The following is an 18,752-nucleotide window of genomic DNA, read 5'->3' on the forward strand; positions in this document are numbered from 1 at the left end:
AACTACAACGGGCGCTGACCAACGGCGCACGCGTCAACAAACGGCGTGCCTCACCCAGCGCCTTCCAACTACTCGAGCAACTTGAAGCAACTTAACCGACCGTTATTAGCTTGATGCTTATGGGGCGCGGAAACCGCGCCCCTACGGATGCCCGATCCCTGAAACCCGATCCCTGAAACCTGATCCCTGATCCCTCTACCTCTTCCGTTCGCGCGGGAACGCCAGCAGGCGGATGCCGTTCAGGATGACCAGCACCGTGCTGCCTTCGTGCCCGAAGACGGCAATCGGCAGGCGCAGGCTGCCGAAATAGGCAGTGGCCAGCAGAAACAGCATCATGCCGAACGCGAAGATCAGGTTCTGGCGGATGACGTTGTCGGCCTCGCGCGCCAGCCGCACCACGTACGGCAGGCGGCGCAGGTCGTCGCCCATCAGCACCATGTCGGCCGTTTCCAGCGCCACGTCGGTGCCGCTGCCGCCCAGCGACACGCCGAGCGACGAGGCCGCCAGCGACGGCGCGTCGTTGATGCCGTCGCCGACCATCGCGACCGTGCCGTACTTTTCGCGCAGGCGCTTGACCGCGTTTAGTTTGTCCTCCGGCATCAGTTCGGCCTCGTACTCCATGCCGATCTCGCCGGCGATCGCCGCGGCCACGGCCTGGTTGTCGCCGGTCAGCATAATGGTGTGCTCGATGCCGATCGCGCGCAGTTCGCGCATCGCCTCGGCGGCGCTGGGCCGCAGCACATCGGCGACCGCGACCAACCCCAGCACCTGGGTCGTGTCGCCGACGAAGATGACCGTCTTGCCATGCGACTGTAGCTCGGCGCCTTTTGCCTTCAGCGCCTCCGGCACGGCCACGCCAACCTCGGCAAACAGTTCCGCCTTGCCGAGCAGGGCGGTGCGCGCGTCCACCTCGGCACGCACGCCGCGCCCGATCAGCGCCTGCAAATTGCGCGCCGTCCAGAGCTCGATGCCGTGCTCTTTCGCTTTCGCCGTAATCGCCTTCGCGATCGGGTGCTCCGACAGCGATTCGGCCGAGCCGGCCAGCTTCAACATCGCGTGCTCGTCGTCGCTCACGACGTCGGTCACGGTGGGGCGGCCGATCGTCAGCGTGCCGGTCTTGTCGAACGCAATCGCGCGCAGCCGGGCGGCCGTTTCGAGGTGCGCGCCGCCCTTGAGCAGCACGCCGCCGCGCGCCGCACTGGTGATGGCCGACAGGATCGCCGCCGGGATCGAGATGACGACCGCGCACGGCGATGCCACGACCAGCACGGTCATGGCGCGGTAGAACGCTACGTCGAACGAGTGGCCCATGAGGAACAAGGGGACCAGGAATGTCACCGCCGAGAGAGCGAGCACGCCCAGCGTGTACTTCTCACCGAACCATTCGGTCACGTGCTGCGCCTGGGCGCGCTCGCTCTGCGCCTCCTCCACCAGCTGCACGATGCGCGCCAGCGTCGTCTCGCCGGCCACGCGCGTCACGCGCACCTCGATCGCGCCCTGCTGATTGAGCGTGGCGGCGAACACGCCGTCGCCGATCGTCTTTTCGACCGGCAGCGACTCGCCGGTCATCGCCGACTGGTCGATGCTGGTGCGTCCCTCGGTGATGACGCCGTCCGAGGCGATGCGCTCGCCGGGCCGCACGACGATCGTGTCGCCGAAGCGCAGTTGCTCGACCGGCACTTTGGCCTCGATACCGTCGCGCTTGACGACCGCCTCCGATGGCGTCAGGTCCATCAGCGCCTCAATGGCGCGTCGCGTGTAGCCGAGCACGTACTTCTCGAGCGTGCCCGACAGCGAGAACAAGAAGAGCAGGATGGCGCCTTCCGGCCACGCGTTGACGGCCGCCGCGCCGAGCGCCGCCGCGATCATCAGCAGGTCGACGTTGACCGAGCCCCCGCGCAGTTCGCGCAGGGCGCCCGTGGTCGCGTAGATGCCGCCCGTCGCATAGGACACGACATACAGCGCGATGACCACGATCGGCGGCGCGTGCAGCAGCAGGTCCGCCGCCAGCCCGGACAGCAGGAAGGCGAGGCAGAGCCCGGTCAGGATCGCCATGCGCCGGCGCTCGCCCGCTTCCTCGGCATGCGACGCCGCGAGCTCCTCGCGCGTGCGCGGCCGCGTGCGCACTTCGTAGCCGGCCTTGGCAAACTGCTCCTCCAGTACTTGCACATTGGTCGACTGCGACTCATACTCGACGCCGATCGACTCGGCGGCCGGACTGACGACGATGCGGGTGACGCCAGGCGTTGTGCGCAACGCCTCGTCAATTTGCAGCGAGCAGTCGGCGCAGCGGATGCCCTTGAGCCGCCACAGGCAAGTTTCGTAGCGCTCGCCGAGTTCCACGCCGAGCGACTTCGCGATCTGCTGGATATGCGTCAGCGAGATGACCGTCGGGTCGAAGCGCAGCGTCAACTGGCCGGCCGGCATGTTGAGCGCCAGCGACTGGACGCCCGGCTGTCCGGTCAGGGCGCTGTGCAGCAGGTCCACGCAGCGTTTTTCTTCGAGATGGTTGGCTACCGAGTAGGGGAGATGGATTTCACTGGAGTTCATGCGGGTCAACTCGCGCCGAAAGATGCGCCGCGCACGCGCGACGACACAGCAAACATCTGGTGTATTTTAACGCCAAATGCCCGGGGCGGTGGAATCCAGTGTGCGTTGCAGGCCGTCGGTTGAGCCTGTCGAAGGCGGCGCTGACCCTTTGACAGGCTCAGGACCCGTGGCAGCGGCAGGGCGCGGCAATGCGCGTCACGCGGCGATGACGACGCGGTTGCGGCCGTGGCCTTTGGCGTCGTATAGCGCAGAGTCCGCGCGCGCCAGCATCGAATCGCCGCCACTGTCGTCCGCGGAGAGCACGGCGACGCCGATGCTGGCCGTGAGAGCGATCGCGGTCGTGCCGACCTGAAATGGCTCGGCGGCAATCGCCTGCCGCAGGCGCTCGGCGGTGACCTGGGCGCCGGCGGCGTGTGTTTCGGGCATCACGACCACAAACTCCTCGCCGCCGTAGCGCGCCAGGGTGTCGATGCCGCGAATCTTGGCGCGCAGCCGTTCGCAGAAGGCGCGCAGCGCCAGGTCGCCGGCCGCATGCCCGTGCTGGTCATTCACATTCTTGAAATGATCGAGGTCCGCGATCAGCAGCGCCAGCGGATGCGAAAGTCGCCGCGCGCGCAGGACTTCCCGGTCTAGGATCGTCATCAGTTGTCGCCGGTTGTAGACGCCGGTGAGGTCGTCGGTGATGGCCAGCCGCTCGACCTCGCCGAACAGCCGCGCGTTCTCGACCGCGACCGAAGCCTGCTCGGCGAACAGGCCAAGCAGTTCGATGTCGGCCGGGGTGTAGCGGCGGCCGTGGCCCAGCACGTGCACCACGCCGGTGACCTGGCCGCGCCATGCCAGTGGCACGCTCAACACCGCCCCGAACGGCCGGTCACTTTCGAACGTGCGCGCCCGGCCGCTCCACTCGGAATAGTCGTCGATGATCAGCGGCTGTGCGGTTTCGGCGACTTGGCCGGCCGCGCCCTCGCCGAACTTCAGCACGATGCCGCGATAATCGGCCTGGGTGTTGTAACTCACCACACAGCGCACCGTCCGCGCCTCCGCGTCGGCCAGGTACAGGCCGCCGCTCTCGCTGTCGAGTAGCGCGGTCGCGCGCTGGACGATCTTCTCCAGCAGGCCGACGGCGTCGCGCGAGGCGCTCACGTCCATCGCCGTTTCGTGCAGAGCCTTCAGTTGCCCCGCGCGGCGGTTGGATTCCGCGAGCAGACGCAAGCGGGCCAGGATCAGCGAAAACTGCTCGGCCACTTGCTCGCCGAGGTCGATCTCGTCGCGACTGAACTCGTGCGTGGTGTTGAACGCGATGAGCGCGGCGCCCAGCCACTGGCTGCCGGCCAGCAGCGGCAGGGCGAGCACCGAGCGCGACGGGAACAGCGGCTTGAGCCGCTCGCTGGCATAGCCCGACCCGCCGAGATCGGGCACGTTGAGCGGGCCCCGGTGGCGCAGCGCCGCCTCGGTGAGCGACATTTCGCCGTAGTTCGACTGCAGCTGGGCGTAGTTTTCGATGCCCCCGGCGCTGGCCGTTGGCACGGGCACCTGGTGCAGCTCGTCCCAGAGCGTCACGTAGCAGCCGTCGCTGCTGATAAACTCGTGCAGCTTGTCAGCCAGCAATTGTGCGACCGCGCGCGCGTCGGGCTGTGTCAGCGCCTCGTGTGTGACCTCATTGATCAGCGCCAGGTAATGCCGGTCGCGGGCGCGTTCTTCCTCGATGGCGCTGCGGTGGATGGCCGCACCGAGCGCGCTGGCGAAGGTGCGCAGCGCTTCCTGTTCCAGCGCCTGGAAATCGCGCCGATCGGCGCCGTCGCTAAAGCTGATGAATCCCCACCAGGCGCCGCCGGCAAAGATCGGCATCACGACCATGGCGCGCGCCTGCTCCGCTTCCAGCACCGCCTGCTCGGACGCCGGAAAGTCGCGCACCTGACCGCTGATCGGCTCGCCGCGCGCGAGCACCTCCACCCAGCGCTTGAGGCCGCCGGCCCGCATCGGCAGGGTTTGCCGGTCCGGGTTGCCGATCTGCGGGGCTATGCCCGCGCCGCACCACTCGTAGCGCGGACTGGTCAGGACCTCGCCATCCAGTTGCGGGTCGTTTTCGGACAGGACGATGCGGCTGACCTCGCTGGCCATGCCCAGCCGGCTCAGCACGGTGTTAATCTCTCGTTGCCATTCCGCCGAGCGCAGGAAGCGCTCCGAGGCAACAGCCACCGCCTGGAACATCGCTTCCAGCCGCAGGCGATCGGTCACGTCGCGGCCGATGCCCATGCTGCCGATCGGCACGCCGTCCTTGACGCGCGTCGCGCTGGAGAATGAGCCGATGCGGTAGCCGCCGTCGCGCGTGTGGATGCGCAGGTTGTACGTCGTGTTGTCCGCGCTGCCGAACATGCTGAGCGCGCGCGGCAGGTCGTCGGGGTGCACCAGTTCGGCAATCGAGCGGCCCAGCCATGCGTCGCGCGGGAAGCCGGTCACTCGCTCGAAAGCCGGGTTCAGCGTTTCGATGACCAGTTCACCGCGCTCGGAAAGCCCCAGCGTATAGACGACATCCGGCACCGTTTCGGCCAGTTGGCGGTAACGCGCTTCGCTTTCGGCCAGGGCGCGGTGCGACTGGTCGAGCGCGGCCAGCGCGGTGTTGAATTTTACAGCCAGTTGCGCGATCTCGTCACGCGGGTCGCCAACGACCGGCACGCGCGCCGAGGAGTCGGCGGCCCGGCTGACCTGGCCCACGGCGGCGCCGATGCGCGCCAGCGGCTGCAGGACGCGCGATTCGAGTTGCCACAGCAGGATGCCGATGGTGCCGGCGCCGACCAGGGCCAGCGCGAGCAGGAAGTAATTCAGCGCTTCGCCGCTGAGCGCGCGCAGGCTGCGCGGGGTCGTCGCGCGCAGGATGAACGCCGGTTGGCCGCGAATGTCGGGCAGCAGCAGGTAGCCGGCCTGGGTCTGCGCATCGAGCGGCGCGATATGCTCGGGCGTCCGGTCGTCGAGCGTGACGCGCGCCGCCGCCACATCGGCGGGCGGATCGCGCTGCGTCACCGAGTATACGCCGATCGCCAACTGGGTGGCGCGCGCCAGCCGCTCGATTTGCGCGCTGTCCAGATGGCGCGCCATGACGAGGGTGCCGCGGCTGGGGCCCGCGCCGGTGCTTTTAAGGATCGGGTGCGCCGAGATCAGCAGTGGAGCCTCGCTGGTGATCAGCGGGCCGAGCAGCCGGCTATCGCGCCCGCCCGTCTGCAACAGGGGACTGCCCGGTCCGAACGCCGCCAGCAACTCGGGGGGGACGGCGATCGGGCGCTGGTTGTCCGTGTCATAGGCTTTGCTGAATACCGGCTGGCCCGCCGTGTCGAAAAACACAATGACATCGACGCGCAGGTTCTGAAAAGTCTGGTTGAGGAGGTTGGCGTCTTCGAACGTGGTGTTGCGATCGACAACGAAGGCGTAGGCGTCATCCCAGGTGGCCCAGTCCTTGGCGATGTCGTCGAGCGACGCCAGCGCGTCGTCCCACACGGTGCGCAGGCGCACCAGGTCGTGCGTCATCGACTCGACTTCGCTCTGGGCTGAGACGCCCTGAAAGATCAGGCTGGCCGAAAGATAGACCAGCGCGATCATGGCCGCGATCAGGCTGCTACTGGTTATAAGAGTCCGCGCGCGAAGGGTCACGATGTTCCCGATATAGGCAAACCGCCCGGGGCCGCGGCCGGCTTGCGTTCGGCAACCAGGCGAGATGGCCGCATGGGACAGACGGTTTCATTGTCGGTGGCGCGCACGACGCTCCCCCTTGACAGTTCAGCACAGATCAGCGCGGAGTTCACCGGCGCCCGCGCGGCGGTCCCGTCGCGCGCGTCAGCGTCCAGCCATCATGCGCACGGAGTACGAGCGGAGCACCTTCATATAGTTCGCGCGCTCGAACGCCGCGGGTTCCGCCACGGAGCGCTGACTCATGCTCCCCTGCATCTGCCGGATCGACTGGTAGTCGTGCTCCTCCATCCACAGGCTCAGATTGTTCAGCACGCCGGTAACGTGCTCGATGCCCAGGTCGAGCAGCGCGGAGGTCATCATGGCGATATTGGCGCCGGCCATCATCGCCTTGAGCACGTCGTCGGCTGTGTGCACGCCGCCGGTGATCGCCATGTCGGCGCGGACGTGCCCGTACAGGATCGCCACCCAGCGCAGCCGCAGCCGCAGTTCGCTGGAGTTGCTGAGCGTCAGGTTGGGCACGACTTCGAGCGTCTCCAGGTCGAAGTCGGGCTGGTAGAAGCGATTGAAGAGTACCAGCGCGTCGGCGCCGACCGTGTCGAACCGGCGCGCCATGTTAGCCATCGAGCTGAAGAACGGGCTGAGCTTGACGGCGACCGGAATGCGGATGCTCGACTTGACGTCGTTCACCAGGTCGAGATACGCCTGCTCCACCTGCCCACCGCTCAGATCCGGGTCGGTCGGAATGTAATACACGTTCAACTCGATCCCGTCGGCGCCGGCCTGCTCGATCTTGCGCGCGTAGCGGGTCCAGTCGCCCATCCAGACGCCGTTCAGGCTGCCGATCACCGGAATGCTGACGGCCTGCTTGGCGAGGCGCAAATGGTTCAGATACCCGTCCGGGCCGAGGTTGTAGTCGGTCATGTTCGGGAAGTAGCGCTCGGCCTCGGCGGTGCTTTCGACGCCATGCGAGAGGAAGCGGTCGAGATCGTGGCTCATCAGCGTGATCTGCTCCTCAAACAGCGAGTGCAGGACCACGGCCGCCGCGCCGGCGTCTTCCAGCTTGCGGATATTGTCGATATTCTCCATCAAGGGCGACGGAGACGCCACGAGCGGGTTCTTGAGCTTCAACCCCATGTAGGTGGTCGACAGGTCAACCATGCTTCTCCTCCTTCGGCTTGGCGTCGAACTTCATCGCGGCCCAGTTCTCATACATGTGCCAGCGCATCAACACTTCGGACTGGGCTTCCTGCAACAGTGCCTTGGCCACCGGAGGGTTGCTCTGGGCCAGCATCGTGTAGCGTGTCTCATTATATGCGAATTTCTGGAGCGGGATGCTTGGCGCCTTGGAGTCGAGCTGCAGCGGGTTCTTGCCGTCTTTCAGCAAGTCCGGGTTATAGCGGAACAGCGGCCAGTAGCCCGCCAGGACGGCGTTCTTCTGCTGCTCCATGCCGTGCACCATGTCGTAGCCGTGCGCGATGCAGTGGCTGTACGCGATGATCAACGCCGGGCCGTCGTACGCTTCGGCTTCGCGCAGGACGCGCAGCGTGTGCCCGTCGTTGCCGCCCATGGCGATGCGCGCGACGTAGATGTTGCCGTACGTCATCGCCAGCATCGCCAGGTCTTTCTTGGCGCGCGGCTTGCCGCCCGCCGCAAACTTGGCGACCGCGCCCATCGGTGTCGCCTTCGACATCTGTCCGCCCGTGTTGGAGTAGACCTCGGTGTCCAGCACCATCACCTTGACGTTGTTGCCGGAGGCCAGCACATGATCCAGGCCGCCGTAGCCAATATCGTATGCCCAGCCGTCGCCGCCGATGATCCAGACCGACGTCCGCACGAGCGCGTCGGCGACGGTCGCCAGTTCGCGCGCGTCGCGCGCCAGTTCCGGCGACAGGCTGCCCGACTTCAGCAGCGAGTCCAATTTAGTTTTCAGGTCCGACACGCGGCTGCGCTGCGCGGCGATCTCGGCGTCGTCGTGCTGTGCAGTGTCCAGCAGTGCGGTCGCCGTCTCGCCGCCGAGCGCGCCGGCGAGGCGCTTGACCATTTCGCCGGCGTATTCGGTCTGCTTGTTGAGCGCCAGGCGCATGCCAAGCCCGAACTCGGCGTTATCCTCGAACAGCGAGTTGGCCCAGGCCGGGCCGCGGCCGGCCTTGTTGAGCGTCCACGGCGTGGTCGGCAGGTTGCCGCCGTAGATCGACGAGCAGCCGGTCGCGTTGGCGACGTACAAGCGGTCTCCAAACAGTTGCGTCAGCAGCTTGATGTATGGCGTCTCGCCGCAACCGGCGCACGCCAGGGAGAACTCGAACAGCGGCTCCAGCAGCTGCACGTCCTTGACCTGCCCAAAGCTGAGCTTGCTGCGGTCCATCTCCGGGAGCTTCAGGAAGAACTCCCAGTTCTCGCTCTCCGCGTCGCGGATCGGCAGTTGCGGCTGCATGTTGATCGCCTTCAGCCGCACCTCGCTCTTGTTCTTGACCGGGCAGATCTCGACGCAGAGACCGCAGCCGGTGCAGTCTTCCGGCGCCACCTGCAGGCTGTAAACCTGGCCCTCGAACTCCTTCCAGCGCGCGGGCGACGACATGAATGTCGCCGGCGCGCCGGCAAGCTGTGCCTTGTCGTAGACTTTGGCGCGAATGACGGCGTGCGGGCAGACCAGCACACACTTGCCGCACTGGATACAGATCGAATCGTCCCAGACGGGAATCTCCTGCGCGATGTTGCGCTTTTCCCACTGGGTCGTGCCGCTGGGAAAGGTGCCGTCGGCCGGCAGCGCGCTGACAGGCAACTCGTCGCCCCGGGCCGCAATCATCGGCGCCGTCACCCTCTGCACGAACTCCGGCGCGGCGGCCGGCACGGCCGGGCGCAGGTCGAATGTGCTGTCCGCCGCGGCGGGCACCTTCACTTCATACAGCCGCGCAATCGCCGCATCCACGGCGGCATAGTTGCGCTCGACAATGAGCTCGCCGCGCTTGCCGTACGTCTTCTCGATGGCGTGCTTGATCTGCGCGATGGCCGCATCGCGCGGCAGGATGCCGCTGATGGCGAAGAAGCAGGTCTGCAGGATCGTGTTGATGCGGCCGCCCATGCCGGTCTCGCGTGCGACGGCGTTGCCGTCGATGACGTAGAACTTGAGATGCTTGGCGATGATCGCCTGCTGCACCGAGCGCGGCAGGTGCGCCCAGACATCGTCGGGACCGTACGGGCTGTTCAGCAGGAAAACGGCGCCCGGCGCGGCCATGTGCAGCATCTCAAAGCGCTCGAGAAATGAGAACTGGTGACAGGCCAGGAAATTGGCCTGGCTGATCAGGTAGGTCGAGTGGATCGGGCGCGGGCCGAAGCGCAAGTGCGAAATCGTCATCGAGCCGGACTTCTTCGAGTCGTACACAAAGAAGCCCTGGGCGTAGTTGTCGGTATCCTCGCCGATGATCTTGATGGAGTTCTTGTTGGCGCCGACCGTGCCATCCGCGCCCAGCCCGAAGAACACCGCCCGCACCGTCTGCGGATCCTCGGTCGAGAACTCCGGGTCGTAGTCCAGGCTCGTGAAGGTCAGGTCGTCGTTGATGCCGATGGTGAAATGGTTCTTGGGCTTCGGCTTCGACAGATGGTCATAGACTGCCTTGACCATGGCCGGCGTGAACTCTTTGCTGGCCAGGCCGAAGCGCCCGCCGATCACGCGCGGCTGGATGCCCCGCTCCCACGATTCGTTCAGCGCCGCGACGACGTCGAGGTAGAGCGGCTCGCCGGCGCTGCCCGGTTCCTTGACGCGGTCCAGCACCGCGATCGACTTGGTGGTGGCGGGCAGGGCGGCGCACAGCGCCGCCGTGTCGAACGGCCGGAAGAGGCGCACCTTCAGCAGGCCGATCCGTTCGCCCTGCGCCGTCAACTGCTGCACGGTCTCCTGCACCGTCTCCGCGCCGGAGCCCATGACGACGATCACCCGCTCGGCGTTTGGCGCGCCGCTATACTCGAACAGGCGGTACTGGCGGCCGGTGACGGCGGCGAACCGGTCCATCGCGTTCTGCATGATGGTCGGCGTCGCGCGGTAGTACGGGTTGACCGCCTCGCGCATCTGGAAATAGGCGTCCGGGTTCGACGCCGTGCCGCGGATGAACGGGTGCTCCGGCGACAGCGCGCGGGCGCGGTGCGCCTGCACCAGCCGGTCGTCGATCAGCGCGCGGATCTGCGCGTATTCCAGCAGTTCGATCTTCATGACCTCGGCGGAGGTGCGGAAGCCGTCAAAGAAGTGCATGACCGGCACGCGCCCTTCGAGCGTGCTCATCTGCGCGATCAGCGCAAAGTCCTGCGCTTCCTGCACGGAGTTCGACACCAGCATGACGAAGCCGGTGCCGCGCGCGGCCATCACGTCGCTGTGGTCGCCGAAGATGGAGAGCGTGCTGGTGGCGAGCGCGCGCGCCGCCACGTGGATGACCATGCTGGTCAGCTCGCCCGCGATCTTGTACATGTTCGGGATCATCAGCAGCAAGCCCTGCGATGCCGTGAAGGTGGTCGTCAGCGCGCCGGCCTGCAGCGCGCCGTGCACGGCGCCCGCCGCGCCGCCTTCGCTCTGCAGCTCGACGACGCGCGGCACCGTGCCCCACAGATTGGCGCGGTTCTCAGCCGACCATTGATCCGCCCATTCGCCCATCGACGACGACGGCGTGATCGGGTAGATCGCGATGACTTCGTTGACGGCATGCGCTACGCGCGCGACCGCTTCATTGCCATCCAGCGTGACGTACGTTTGGATCATCATGACTCCATGCGAGTTGCTAGTCGCTAGCTGCTAGTCGTTAGTTGCTGGCTGCTAGTCGTTAGTTGCTAGCTGCTAGTCGCTAGTTGCTAGCTGCTAGTCGCTAGTTGTTAGTTCCAATGTTGCTCGCGCGCGTAGCGCTCGAGCTCGTCGCGAAAGGCCGGGTGCGCGATACGAATCAGTGCGCGCGCGCGTTCCCGGATGCTCTTGCCGTGCAGGTAGGCGACGCCGTACTCCGTCACCACGTAGTGCACGTCTCCGCGCGAGGTGACCACCCCCGCGCCGGGCTTCAACTGCGTCACAATGCGCGACAGCGTGTCGCTGCGCGCCGTCGACTGCATCGCGATGATCGGCTTGCCGCCCTTCGAGCGCGCCGCGCCGCGCACGAAGTCCACCTGCCCGCCGATCCCACTGTAAAACTGGGTGCCGATCGAGTCGGCGCAGACCTGGCCCGTCAGGTCGATCTCGATGGCGCTGTTGATCGCTACCATGTTGTCGTGCTGCGCGATGATGAACGGATCGTTGACGTAATCGTTGGGGTGCATCTCGATCAGCGCGTTGTCGCGGATGAAGTCGTACAGCACCGCCGAGCCGATCGCCATGCCCGCCACCACCTTGCCGGGGTGAATCGTCTTGCGCTCGCCGGTGATGACGCCGCTTTCGATCAGGCTGATGATGCCGTCGCTGAACAACTCGCTGTGGATGCCGAGATGCTGCTTGCCCTTCAGGTGGAACAGTACCGCATCGGGGATCGCGCCGATGCCGGTCTGGATCGTCGCACCGTCGGGGATCAGGTCGGCGACGTGCGCGCCTATCTTAAGGAAGGTCTCGGTGAACTGCGCCCGCGGCAGGGTGGCCAGCGGGTAGTCGGTCTCGACAATGGCGTCCAGCTTGCTGACGTGGATGAAGGTATCGCCGTAGACGCGCGGCACCTGCGGGTTGACTTCGGCGATGATGCGGGCGGCCGCCAGCGTGGCCGACTTGGTGGCGCCGACTTCCGGCCCCAGCGAGCAGTAGCCGTGCTCGTCCGGCGGCGACACCAGGATCATGGCGACGTCGATCGGCAGGCTGCCGTCGCGGAACAGTCCCGCGATTTCGCCCAGGAAGATCGGCGTGTAGTCGGCGCGGCCCTCGCGCACCGCCTGCCGCGCGTTTTCACCGAGGAAGAGCGCCCGGTGCCGGAACGACTGCGCGTACTGCGGTTCCAGGTACTGGCCGCCGGCCAGCGCCAGCACGTGCATGACCTCGACGTTGCGCAACTCGGCGGCGCGCTCGATCATGGCGCGCTCCAGCACGCGCGGCACGCATGCGCTGCCGCCCAGGTAGACCCGCGAGTCGGAGACGATGCAGCGCGCGGCATCGGTCGTCGTCGTGACCTTGCGCCGGTAAAGCTCTTCGAGGCCGTCGCGCAGCATGTGTGTCCTGGCGAGCGGATCACGCAGCATGGCTGGCTTCCGCGGCATGCGCTTCGCTCGCCGGCTCGGCGACTGGCCGGATCAGCAGCACCGGCATCGGCGAGCCGCGCACGACCCGATCGGCCACCGACCCGATCAGCCAGCGCGCCACGCCGGACCGGCCATGGGTGGACATGGCGATCAGGTCCGCGCCGATGGCGTCGGCATAGTCGAGGATCGCATCGGCCACCGGGCCGCCGGTCACGGCGATGGAGGTCTTCAGTCCCTGCGCCTGCAGCAGCGCCGACATCTCGCGCAAGTATTTCTCGCTCTCGTTCTCGATCTCTTCCGTCAGCGTGGCGGCCACGGCCGGGCTGCTGAACACGTAGTCGTACGTCGGATACAGCGCCACGCGCAGCAGGGCAACCTCCGTCTCCGGCTGCGCCAGCGCTTTGACGTGCAACAGCACGGCCTCGGCCAGCGCCGAGCCGTCGAGCGGAACCAGAATCTTCTTGTACATAGGTGTAACTCCTATCGCGGCGCTGGCGCCGTCAGATGCCGACCGCTTCGGACTCGTCGGCCTGAACGGGCGACGACAGCGGGTGCACCGGCCGGATCAGCAGCACCGGCACCCGCGCGCCGTGCATGACTTTGTTGGCGTCGCTGCCAATCAGCCAGCGCGCGATGCCCGAGCGCCCGTGCGTGGACATGGCGATCAGATCGGCGCCTTCGGCGTCGGCGATCTGCAGGATCGCCTCGGCCACCGTGCCGTCGCAGACCAGCGGGCGCGCTGGCACGCCGGCGGCGATGAGCGACTGCGCCACCGTCTTCAGGTAGTCCAGCGCCTTGCGGCGGTCGGCCTGCTCGTCCTCAGGCGTCAGCGGCAGGTCGCCCGCGTCCAGCATGCCGTAGGTGTTCACCGGCCGTACATGCACGCGCAGCAAGACGACCTCGGCCTTGCCGCACAACGCCAGCGTGGATACGTGCGGCAGAATCGACTCGGCGAGCTGCGAGCCGTCGAGCGGCACGAGGATCTTATGGAACATTACGGGGCTCCCGCCGGCGCGGCCGGGGGGGCGTCCATGTGCGCCAGCGGCCGGATCAGCAGCACCGGGATTTTGGCGCCGTGCACCACCTTGTCGGCTACACTGCCCATCAGCAGGCGCGCAAAGCCGGAGCGGCCGTGCGTCGACATGCAGATCAGGTCGCAGCGCTCGCTATCGGCGAGCTGCAGCAACGTGTCGGCCACCAGCCCTTCGCCGACGAACATGCGGGCGTTGATGCCCTCGGCCTGCAACAGCGCGACCTGCTTCTCCAGGTACGCCTGGATCTCGGACTTGGCGTTGGCTTCCAGCGAACTGATCAACTCCGGGTCGATAATGTTGTAATCGTACGGCAGAACAACCGGCACACGCACCAGCAGCACTTCGGCGTTCATGCACCTGGCGATCGTGCGCACGTGCGCCAGCACGGCTTCCGAAAGTTCAGAGCCGTCCAGTGGAACCAGGATCTTCGAGTACATGGCGACCTCGTCTTTCCTAAGAAGACTCCCACCGGTCGGTGGGAGCGCGGGTGAATCGTCGGCGTCAGCATGCCGGCGGCGCCCCCCACGTGAAGTTGCGACGTTATCGGGGCGTGCGCGTGCTCTGCCTGACTCTACGGGGAGTATGGCAGTCTTCCAAACGAATTACACTTGTCGAAAGTCCCTTGATTTGCGGGACATTCGCACCTTCAAGCGGTTTCGCTTCTGTCGCATAGTAGATTCTGGCAGGGCGGATAAGCGCCGCTGCCGCTCCCGCAATCTGACGAAGGAGGCCGCTTATGGCTAAGCTGCTGGTGCGCAACTGGATGAGCAAGAACGTGATCACGGTATCTCCGAAGACGAGTCTGCCCGAAACGCACGAGCTGATGAAGTCGAAGAAGATCCGCCGCGTGCCCGTGGTCGACCATGAGCGGCTGGTCGGTATTCTGACACTGGGCGACGTGCGCGAGGCCAACGCGTCGGACGCCTCGTCGCTGAGCATCTACGAGCTCAACTATCTGCTCTCGCGGCTGACGGTGGACAAGATTATGACGAAGGATCCACTCACGATCGGCCCCGACGCGGAGTTGTACGAGGCGGCCGACCTGATGCTCAAGCACAAGATCGGCGGCCTGCCGGTGATGGAAGACGGCAAGCTCGTCGGCGTGATCACCGAGTCGGACATCTTCAAGGCGCTGGTGTACGAGGCGAAGATGGCGCAGGCGGGCGACAAGATCATGCAGGAGCAGGCCGAGGGCATCGCGCACGTGTCGGCGGTTTAGCCGGCCCGGGCGCGCGAGATATGCTACAATAAGGCCCAGTGTAAATCCACGTTTGGGGAGCAGTATGTCCAAATCATCGGAGCGCCGCAAGCGCGCGCAGGCCGCCCGCTCGGCCGGCGGCGGCGGCAGCAATAACAATACGCTGATCATTCTGGTGGCGGTGATCGCCATCGTGTTCGTCGGCGGCCTGGTGACCCTGCAGGTCATCGCATCGCAGGCGCCGGCCTCGCCGGTCGCTGTGGCGCAGGGGCGCAAGTGGGGCAACGAAACCGCCTCCGTGAAGGTGGAGATCTTCTCCGACTTCCAGTGACCGTACTGCGCTCAAACTGATGCCGTGTTGCATCAGATGGCTGCGAACTATCAGGACAAGGGCAAGGTACAGATCATCTACCGCCACTTTGCGTTCATCGGCGGCGAGTCGTTTGTGGCGGCCAATGCGTCGGAGTGCGCGGCGGACCAGAACAAGTTCTGGGAGTATGCAGGACTGGTCTTCAAACGACAGTCCGGCGAGAACAAGGGACAGTTTTCGGCGGCCAATATGAAGAAGTGGGCCGCCGACGTGCCCGGCCTGGACACGGCCGCCTTCGGGGCGTGCGTGGACAGCAACCGCAACGACGGCATCGTCCGGCAGGACACGGCCGAAGGCCAGCGGCGCGGCGTCACGTCGACCCCATCGTTCTTCGTCAATGGCAAAAAATATGACATTGGCGGAGCGCAGTTGCCCTCGCTGGTGGATTCGCTCGCGCGCTAACGCCGGGGCATCAACGCCGCCGGCGGTCAGCGGAGCAACACCTCACAGGTCCCCCCGTGGCCTGTGAGGTGTGTTTGTGTCATCACTCTGTCGGGCAGGAGCAACCATCCATGAACCGCAAGATTATGACGATCATCGCACTCTCGGTCGTCGGGCTGGGCATTTCGATCTATTTGTTGATGGTGCACTGGGCGATCATCGGTAAAGCGGTCTGTTTTGGTCTTGGCGAGTGTGAAAAGGTCAATGCGAGCAGCTACGCCGAGTTGTTGGGCATTCCGGTCGCCCTGCTGGGCGGCTTGACCTACATCACGTTCTTTGCGCTGTGCGTCGCCGTCGCGCGCGGGTGGGTCGAGGAATACACGCGGCTCGCGCTGTTCTTCGTCGCCGTGATCGGTTTCGCCTTCTCGCTGTACCTGACCTATATCGAAGTCGCCGTCCTGGAACAGATCTGCCCGTGGTGCGTCTTATCGGCGATCATTATCACGATCATCACAGTCCTGTCATTCGTCGAGTTGCGCGAATGGCAGTCGGGCTAGGCGCGGCGTGCACTCGGCTGTGCTGGAGACGCCGCGCCTGATCATCCGCCCGTTTGTGTCGGGCGATCTGCTGGACGTGCACCGCATCTTGTGCGCGTCGTTCGGCGAGCAGGCGCGGGCGAGCGACCCGGCGGCCGTCGCCGAGCGCAAGTCGTGGTTGGCATGGTCGATGCTGGCGCAGGAGTGGCTGCCGCGCATGCACCAGCCGCCGTACGGCGACCGCGCGGTGGTGCTGAAAGCGAGCGGGGTGGTGGTTGGCGTAACGGGCTACGCGCCGTGCCTGGACTTATACGACCAGATTCCCGAGTTGCGCGACGGGCGCGCCGGGCCCAGTGGTTGCACCACAGCCGAGTTCGGGCTGTTCTGGGCGATTGATCCGGCGCACTGGCGCAACGGCTACGCCAGCGAGGCCGCCCGGGCGCTGGTGGATCACGCCTTCAGGGTGCTGCGGGTGCGGCGTATCATTGCGACGACCGAGCACGCCAATCAGGCGTCGCAGGGCGTCATGCGCAGCCTGGGCATGACCATCGGACGCAATCCGCAGAGCGATCCGCCGTGGTTGCAGGTCGTCGCGGTGCTGGACAACCCGGCGGCCGCGCCCGGTTCGCTGGAGCGGTGACGCCACTCTATAAGGTTACGACCGCCCAACCTGCACCGCTGCATAACCAAGCCGGTACTTCGGTACCATGGGTGAATAAGGCGCCGCACATGCGGCGCTTTCGTATTTGTCTGTCCCCCGTGTTCAACCTCGTAATACTGTTTCAGTTTGAGCATGTCCCCATAGCTGGGGGCAAGTGCGGTTGGCGCCCCCTCATCCCCTGGCCCCTTCTGCCCCGCGCGCGGGGCCGGGGGGGAGGGCGGCGATCGCTATATAGTGCTGACACAACCAACAATCACTTGGGGACATACTCATCACAAAACAGCATAAGACGGGCCTGCATCGTGCGCAGGCCCGTTTCTTAACGCCCGCTCAACGCGCGCCGGACTCGCGCACTTCAGCAACTTGCGTGAGTTGCGGCCGCCGCATGCGCCGCGATGCGCGTCAATGTGTGCACCTGTGCGATTGCGCGCGGCATGGCGGCGGGCGCGCGTGCTTAATGCGCGATGGGTGACCAAAGTACTACGGTTTTAAGGCTCTTTTGTGACCGTAGTCCTATGGTTCGGAGTGGCGAAATGCATACACTGGTAAGTGTTCAAGCTGATGCATTGGATACCAAGGCCACTCCTATGAAACGCACAATTACGTTTACAGCGCTCTTCGTGATCGCGACCGCCGCCCTGGTTCTGGCTGTGGCGCGGCCGGCGAGCCAGCCATTGCGGGTCCACGAGGACCTGTCGATCGCGAGCAACGGCGCTTCAGTGGCCTTCGTGCTGGGGCCGGTCGTCTCGGCCGTAAGCCCGGTGACGCAGACGGCGCAGCCGGCCGTGTGCAACGGCGACGGCGTGAGCGGCAATCGCGTGCAGGTCGTCTACGCGCGGCCGTCGACGGTGGCGGACCGCTACGCCGAATATCTTAATTCCTTCAAGTACTGGGCGCAGGATACCGACCAACTCTTCTCCCGCAGCGCCCTCGAAACCGGCAGTGACCGCCATGTTCGCTTCGTCACCGATCCGTCGTGCTACCCGACGGTCGCCAATGTGGTGCTCTCCGCCACCGGCGCCGACAACTTCAACAACCTGGTAAGCGAACTGCAGGCCCAGGGCTACAACCGCACCGACCGCAAGTACCTCGTCTTCACCGACGCCAACGTGACCTGCGGCATTAGCGACATCCAGTTCGACGACAGCGCGGCGCAGACGAACCTGAACAACCAGGGTCCGCATTACGCTCGCGCCGACGCGCAGTGCTGGTCGACGACCGTCGCCGCGCACGAACTGATGCACACACTCGGCGGCGTGCAGTTGACGGCGCCGCACTCGTCGATCGACTGGCACTGCACCGACCAGAACGACCTGATGTGCCGGCCGACGAACGGGACGCCGGTCACGCAGACCTGCGCGAACGACGGCCAGTTGCACTTCGACTGCAATCATGACGACTACTACAGCACGAATCCGGTTGCCGGCACTTACGTCGCAACGCACTGGAACGTGGCGAACAGCGCGTATCTGATCAGCGCGCCGGGTGGCGCGCCAACCGCGACGCCGACGGCAACTGCTACTCCGCGCAGATCCGCCACGCCGACCGCCACCGCGACGGCCGTGCCGCCGACGGCGACGCCGATTCCGCCGACCGCGACGATGGTGCCGCCGACGGCCACGGCCACCGCGACGCCGATCCCGCCGACGGCGACAGCGACGCCTCTCCCGCCGACGGCCACAGCGACGGCGACGCCGATTCCACCGACCGCGACAGCGACTGCGACGATGGTGCCGCCGACGGCGACGCCGGTTCCGCCGACCGCCACCGCGACGATGGTGCCGCCGACAGCGACGCCGACTGATCTGCCGACCGCGACACCGACTGCGACGATGGTGCCGCCGACGGCGACAGCGACCGCGACGCCGATCCCGCCAACCGCGACGGCGACGATGGTGCCGCCGACCGCGACGCCGACTGATCTGCCGACCGCGACACCGACTGCGACGATGGTGCCACCGACCGCGACACCGACTGATCTGCCGACCGCCACCGCGACGATGGTGCCGCCGACGGCCACAGCTACGGCGACGGCAATCCCGCCGACCGCCACCGCGACGGCAATCCCGCCGACGGCCACAGCTACGGCGACGGCAATCCCGCCGACGGCGACTGCGACGATGGTACCCCCGACGGCGACGGCAATCCC

14 protein-coding genes are annotated in these 18,752 nt (G+C 66.2%); 6 read left to right on the top strand and 8 right to left on the bottom strand.

All coding sequences use genetic code 11. The features are described from left to right. Positions 1–195 precede the first annotated feature (195 nt). The 8 genes from HZB53_08405 to HZB53_08440 form a co-directional block, all read right to left on the bottom strand. Entirely contained in the window at positions 196–2,550 is a 2,355-nt protein-coding gene (locus HZB53_08405) for a cation-translocating P-type ATPase (GenBank protein MBI5877656.1), read from the bottom strand. A 195-nt stretch (positions 2,551–2,745) separates the two neighbouring features. Continuing rightward, entirely contained in the window at positions 2,746–6,144 is a 3,399-nt protein-coding gene (locus tag HZB53_08410) for a diguanylate cyclase (protein MBI5877657.1), read from the bottom strand. A 234-nt stretch (positions 6,145–6,378) separates the two neighbouring features. Beyond that, entirely contained in the window at positions 6,379–7,392 is a 1,014-nt protein-coding gene (locus tag HZB53_08415; GenBank protein MBI5877658.1) for a dihydroorotate dehydrogenase-like protein, read from the bottom strand. Beyond that, the gene (gene nifJ / locus HZB53_08420) at positions 7,385–10,978 is read right to left on the bottom strand and encodes a pyruvate:ferredoxin (flavodoxin) oxidoreductase (protein MBI5877659.1); all 3,594 of its coding nucleotides are present in this window, start codon (positions 10,976–10,978) and stop codon (positions 7,385–7,387) included. Before nifJ ends, HZB53_08415 begins: the two co-directional genes overlap by 8 nt. A 110-nt stretch (positions 10,979–11,088) precedes the next feature. Continuing rightward, complete coding sequence (locus HZB53_08425) at positions 11,089–12,393, bottom strand: acetyl-CoA hydrolase/transferase family protein (GenBank protein ID MBI5877660.1); 1,305 nt, start codon at positions 12,391–12,393, stop codon at positions 11,089–11,091. 19 nt (positions 12,394–12,412) lie between these two features. Beyond that, positions 12,413–12,892 carry a universal stress protein gene (locus HZB53_08430; GenBank protein ID MBI5877661.1) on the bottom strand — a complete coding sequence of 160 codons (480 nt, stop codon included), beginning with the start codon at positions 12,890–12,892 and terminating at the stop codon, positions 12,413–12,415. A 31-nt stretch (positions 12,893–12,923) separates the two neighbouring features. Further along, positions 12,924–13,418, bottom strand: a complete 495-nt coding sequence (locus HZB53_08435) for a universal stress protein (GenBank protein MBI5877662.1) — start codon at positions 13,416–13,418, stop codon at positions 12,924–12,926. After that, positions 13,418–13,894, bottom strand: coding sequence for a universal stress protein (locus HZB53_08440; protein MBI5877663.1), 477 nt, complete (start codon positions 13,892–13,894; stop codon positions 13,418–13,420). The genes HZB53_08435 and HZB53_08440 overlap by 1 nt, the downstream gene beginning before the upstream one ends. A 299-nt stretch (positions 13,895–14,193) precedes the next feature. On the opposite strand from HZB53_08440, the gene HZB53_08445 reads away from it, so the two are divergent. From HZB53_08445 to HZB53_08470, 6 genes are all read left to right on the top strand, one after another. After that, positions 14,194–14,676, top strand: a complete 483-nt coding sequence (locus HZB53_08445; GenBank protein ID MBI5877664.1) for a CBS domain-containing protein — start codon at positions 14,194–14,196, stop codon at positions 14,674–14,676. A 64-nt stretch (positions 14,677–14,740) separates the two neighbouring features. Next, complete coding sequence (locus tag HZB53_08450; GenBank protein MBI5877665.1) at positions 14,741–14,986, top strand: hypothetical protein; 246 nt, start codon at positions 14,741–14,743, stop codon at positions 14,984–14,986. A gap of 36 nt (positions 14,987–15,022) precedes the next feature. After that, the gene (locus HZB53_08455) at positions 15,023–15,427 is read left to right on the top strand and encodes a thioredoxin domain-containing protein (GenBank protein MBI5877666.1); all 405 of its coding nucleotides are present in this window, start codon (positions 15,023–15,025) and stop codon (positions 15,425–15,427) included. 110 nt (positions 15,428–15,537) lie between these two features. After that, positions 15,538–15,963: a vitamin K epoxide reductase family protein gene (locus HZB53_08460; protein ID MBI5877667.1), complete on the top strand. Its 426-nt coding sequence runs from the start codon at positions 15,538–15,540 to the stop codon at positions 15,961–15,963. 7 nt (positions 15,964–15,970) lie between these two features. Next, on the top strand, positions 15,971–16,582 hold the full coding sequence (locus tag HZB53_08465) for a GNAT family N-acetyltransferase (protein MBI5877668.1): 612 nt from the start codon (positions 15,971–15,973) through the stop codon (positions 16,580–16,582). A 608-nt stretch (positions 16,583–17,190) separates the two neighbouring features. Further along, the coding region (locus HZB53_08470; protein MBI5877669.1) for a hypothetical protein at positions 17,191–18,752 on the top strand (1,562 nt) is incomplete at its 3' end.

The organism is Chloroflexota bacterium, from assembly GCA_016235055.1.
Lineage (GTDB): Bacteria > Chloroflexota > Anaerolineae > JACRMK01 > JACRMK01 > JACRMK01.

What these genes read in the sequence shown, in the direction of transcription:
- HZB53_08435 (MBI5877662.1), bottom strand. Translation starts at nt 13,418, where the DNA reads ATGTTCCATAAGATCCTCGTGCCGCTCGACGGCTCGCAGCTCGCCGAG.
- HZB53_08460 (MBI5877667.1), top strand. Translation starts at nt 15,538, where the DNA reads ATGAACCGCAAGATTATGACGATCATCGCACTCTCGGTCGTCGGGCTG.
- HZB53_08430 (MBI5877661.1), bottom strand. Translation starts at nt 12,892, where the DNA reads ATGTACAAGAAGATTCTGGTTCCGCTCGACGGCTCGGCGCTGGCCGAG.
- HZB53_08405 (MBI5877656.1), bottom strand. Translation starts at nt 2,550, where the DNA reads ATGAACTCCAGTGAAATCCATCTCCCCTACTCGGTAGCCAACCATCTC.
- HZB53_08455 (MBI5877666.1), top strand. Translation starts at nt 15,023, where the DNA reads ATGGCTGCGAACTATCAGGACAAGGGCAAGGTACAGATCATCTACCGC.
- HZB53_08445 (MBI5877664.1), top strand. Translation starts at nt 14,194, where the DNA reads ATGGCTAAGCTGCTGGTGCGCAACTGGATGAGCAAGAACGTGATCACG.
- HZB53_08440 (MBI5877663.1), bottom strand. Translation starts at nt 13,894, where the DNA reads ATGTACTCGAAGATCCTGGTTCCACTGGACGGCTCTGAACTTTCGGAA.
- HZB53_08425 (MBI5877660.1), bottom strand. Translation starts at nt 12,393, where the DNA reads ATGCTGCGCGACGGCCTCGAAGAGCTTTACCGGCGCAAGGTCACGACG.
- HZB53_08415 (MBI5877658.1), bottom strand. Translation starts at nt 7,392, where the DNA reads ATGGTTGACCTGTCGACCACCTACATGGGGTTGAAGCTCAAGAACCCG.
- HZB53_08450 (MBI5877665.1), top strand. Translation starts at nt 14,741, where the DNA reads ATGTCCAAATCATCGGAGCGCCGCAAGCGCGCGCAGGCCGCCCGCTCG.
- nifJ (MBI5877659.1), bottom strand. Translation starts at nt 10,978, where the DNA reads ATGATCCAAACGTACGTCACGCTGGATGGCAATGAAGCGGTCGCGCGC.
- HZB53_08410 (MBI5877657.1), bottom strand. Translation starts at nt 6,144, where the DNA reads ATGATCGCGCTGGTCTATCTTTCGGCCAGCCTGATCTTTCAGGGCGTC.